At 38.6% G+C, this 4,062-nt stretch carries 4 protein-coding genes; all 4 read right to left on the bottom strand.

The window, feature by feature from the left end; genetic code table 11:
* On the bottom strand, positions 1-1,118 hold a 1,118-nt coding region (locus tag AACY61_RS09905), incomplete at its 3' end, for a glycosyltransferase family 4 protein (protein ID WP_339611418.1).
* Positions 1,119-2,504 carry a UDP-glycosyltransferase gene (locus AACY61_RS09900; RefSeq protein WP_339611417.1) on the bottom strand — a complete coding sequence of 462 codons (1,386 nt, stop codon included), beginning with the start codon at positions 2,502-2,504 and terminating at the stop codon, positions 1,119-1,121.
* An 80-nt stretch (positions 2,505-2,584) separates the two neighbouring features.
* The gene (locus tag AACY61_RS09895) at positions 2,585-3,538 is read right to left on the bottom strand and encodes an NAD(P)-dependent oxidoreductase (protein ID WP_339611416.1); all 954 of its coding nucleotides are present in this window, start codon (positions 3,536-3,538) and stop codon (positions 2,585-2,587) included.
* The coding region (locus AACY61_RS09890) for a hypothetical protein (protein ID WP_339611415.1) at positions 3,519-4,062 on the bottom strand (544 nt) is incomplete at its 5' end. The genes AACY61_RS09890 and AACY61_RS09895, both read right to left, overlap by 20 nt.

Genomic DNA, 4,062 nt, shown 5'->3' with positions numbered 1-4,062 from the left:
TAATAATCAATATTTTGAAGGGTCACTACCTCAGACGAAAAGTGTTCCACCACTCGTTGGCGGGCTTGTGTACCCAATTGGCTTCGCAGCTTGGGTTCCTGTAACAAGGTGACAATGCGCTCTGCATAGTGCTCGTGGTTTTTAGGTGCTACTGTAAAACCGGTTTCCCCGTCCACCATCACTTCCTGCGCCCAACCAATATCAGAAGTCACCAGGGCTTTTTCCATGGCCATGGCTTCCAGCCAGGTCATGGGCAGGGCTTCGGCAAAGCTGGGTAAGACCGCTACTGTGGCTTTGGCGATTTCTTGCTGTATGGCGTCATAGGGCAATTCTTCCAAAAACCGTGTTTGTTTTCGGGTATCAGAAGACATCTCTTCTAACATCATGGCTTTGGTGGATTGTTTGGTAAACACATCCCGGACGTCTTTTCCGGCCAGGATAAATTGGGTATCCGGCAATTGCCTGTTCACCCGATTAAAAATCTTTGAAAGTTCCAGCACCCCTTTTTTACGAATGAGTGTCCCGAAATACAACACCCGCCCGGGCAGTTCCTTTTCAGGTTGTGGTTGAAAACGAGCTGTATTGATGCTGTTGGGGATGACTTTGATTTCTTTATTTAATTGAAACAGCGCTTTGGTTACTTTTGCAGTAAAGGCACTAACTGACAGCAAGTAATCGGCTCGTTTCAAGGCGTTGTTTTCAAACCAGTAGTTTTTCTTTTTCTGTGGCCGCCCGTCCAGTTTGCAAAAATAGGCATCACTGCCATGAAAACGTATCACCAAGGGTGCTTTTAAGTGCATAAAGGCAGTAATCCCTGTCCAGTCAGGTGCTTCCACCAGGTCGATGTGGGTATCCCTGATGAGGATGTTTAAATACCGTTCTATGTGTTTGCGATATAAGTAAAACCCAAACAATGGGTATTTGACCTGTTTCATTATATAAAAGGCAATCCCCTCATCTACAAACACCTGCTCCCTTTGCCGGCCACAGACCACCACCGTGACTTGTACCCCTTCCTTGACCAACTGCGTTGCCAGGTTTTTAATACTACTGCCCAAGCCACCGGAGGTGCCAATGGAAGGATGGGGGTATTCAGGAGTGAGAAAACAGAGGTGCATTTATTGAATAGATTTTTTAATCCCCTCCCAAATCCGTTTGGATGCATTTTGGGGCGGGTGTTGGTTGATGGTTTGAAACCAGCTTTGAGCGGCTTCTAAAGTTGACCCTTTCTTCTGGTCTAAATTAGTCAAAATTTCCGGGAGGGCTTCCTTGTTTTTTAACCAAAAAACCGGTGCTTCCCGGGGCATGGATTGAAAATGGATGTAGTTATAAATGCTGTGAATGTCTTTTTGCAGCACTCCTTCTTCCGGATTGTAAGCGATATAAACACAGGGGGTAGCGTGACAGACTGCGTCAAAAATCATGGAGGAGCCCACATTGATGACCAACTCACTGTGGGCAACCGTATTGAGCAACAAGGCATTGTCTTCTTTTGTGGGCAAGACCGTATTCCAGCCGGCACCCATTTTTTCCCATAAAGGCGGCAGCGATTGAATTTCAGTTACATACGATTGCAGCACTTCTTCAAACCGGTTGGAGAAATCAACGGGACACCTTCTGAACAGGATGCGCCATTGGTCCTTCTGTTGATTGAGGTTTCGTATGGTTTCAGCCACGTCTTTTAGATATACCGGGTCATGTGGAGAGGTTGTGACATCATCTCCTGAAAAGCAAAGGTATTTTTTATTAGGGTCTAATTTGTGTGCGTCACAAAATGCCTCGCGACTTTGTTTTAGTGCAGCATCAAAATGCATTTCAAACTGGGGTGTACCGGTACTGATGATTTGATTTTCTTTAATATATGGATAGTAAAAAAGCATTTCGGCTTTCATGTGTTCGCTCCACACAAAATAGTAATCGGTTTCCACCACCATGGTGGCTTTGGGGAGGTTATCCCATGAAAAAATAAAAGTGGCCGTGGGAATGCCTAAATCCTGTGCTGCCGTAAGCGGTGCAATGGCATTCACCGGACGCTGATTGGTACAAAACACCAGTGCCGGTTGTTCTTCCTTTAAGGTTGCCAGGCAGTGTTTGTAATAGGGTGACTGGCGTTCGCTTTGTTGGAGCTCTTTGCGTAAGGCCGGCAGCTTGTTTTGATACTTCCATGCATACCATTTTACCAGCGTGTTTTTTATCTTCTGTTTAAGGGTTTTTGTTGTGGGTCTAAAACTATAATATGAAAAGACAGGGTTCTTTGTTTTAGACTTAAAAGCGTTCAATTCAATTTCTTTTCGTGCGCGTTTAAGTAAGTCAGTTTTGGGATTCATTGTACCTCCCAGTTTAATTTCCTGATACCCCATTTCTTTAATTGCAAAAGGAGTTGCATTCCAATAGGTAATATCGTATCCTCTTTTTTTTCCCTCATCAACAAAGGTACTAAAGGTAAAATTGCGCAAGCCTACTCCATCGGGTAGTAAAAGAAATATTTTTTTCTTAGGGATCATTTAGTAGATTTAATGAGAATTTTGAAAATCAAATCAAAATTATAATATAAAAATCGTTTAAACTTTACATTAAGTTAACTTTAAATATGTGTTCTTTGATTTAAGATATTGATGAATTTGTCAACCACAAACTCTTCAGTCATTTTCATAGATTGTAAGGTAGCTCCTGCGATATGAGGCGTTATTATAGCATTATTATTATTTTTTGCATATGAAATAATAGGATTGTTAAATTTAGATGTAGTTGCATTTTCATTGTGAATAACATCCAGTGCCACACCAGCAAGAGTTTTATTTTCTAAAAAAGTCACTAAATCATCTTCATTAATTAGCTCTCCTCTGGAGGTATTTATCAAAAAAGCTCCTTTTTTCAAGAACCTTAGTAGTTCTTTGTCAACAATATTTATATTTCCCTTATTTAAATCTAAATGTATTGAAACTATGTCTGATTTTTGAAATAATTCACTTTTAGAGTTTACAACATTATATAATTTAGTTTCAATCTTTTTTTTATCATAAACATAAATTTTCATATTAAAGCACTTTGCAATTTTTGCAACTTGCTTCCCAACTCTGCCAAATCCAAAAACACCCAATGAAAGGGTATTTAAATTGTTTCCTTTAAACTTATCTCTATCCCAGTTTCCCATTTTTACATCATCACAAGCCTGGGGAATTTTGCGAATCAGACTCATTAATAATGCCCAAGTATGTTCAGCAGTTGAAGGAATGGAATCTAAAAACTCATGCTCCCCTTTTAATGAAATTATATGTATACCTCTTTTATTTGCATTATCTACATCGATATGATTTAAACCGGTTGTAGGTGTTAAAATGTACTTTAAATTTTTTGCATTGTCAAAAATAGGTTGATTAATCAAGTGCCCTAACCTTACAATGAGAATATTTGTATTACCTACTTCATTGATTAACTCTTCTTTGCTAAATGGGCCTTTTTTTACAAATCCAATTTTAGAAAGTGAATTCAATGCTCTTTGACTAAAATCTGTGGGTTCAGTAATTAAAATCTCCATATTTCTCATTCCATTTTTTGATTACCACTTCTAAAACATCCAAATCCAACTCTTCATCAATGTTCACAGCCCAACGCTTATTCATTACGTATGCAATTTTTTTCTTTGGCATTAAGGTTCTTTCCATAAACAATGCTTTCGTTTTGATGATATAAATAGCTCCGTTTCTAATATAAAGTTTATTTAAATCCTGCCTTCTAATTGTTTCTCCAGACTCTAAAAAACAATTTAAACCGTTATTATTATCAATTTCATACATCCTTGCAGGATGATGGTCACTAACCTCTACAACACTAATTATTCCATCTGTTTCACTTTGAATCAACAAATTTAAAGCTGTATCAATATCTTGAGGCAATCTTAATGGAGAAGTTGGTTGAAGCAACACCACTAAATCAAATGTTTCACCTTTACTTTTTAAATTTTCCAGAACATGAAAAACTGCATCTACAACATTAGATGTATCTGTTGATAGATTATCTGGTCTTTTCAAAACTGAGATTGAATGACTTTCAGCAAGTTTA

Source organism: uncultured Planktosalinus sp., assembly GCF_963973675.1.
Classification (GTDB): Bacteria; Bacteroidota; Bacteroidia; order Flavobacteriales; family Flavobacteriaceae; genus Planktosalinus.
Note: the sequence above shows the minus strand (reverse complement) of the source record. Positions and strands in the feature narration are given on the sequence as shown.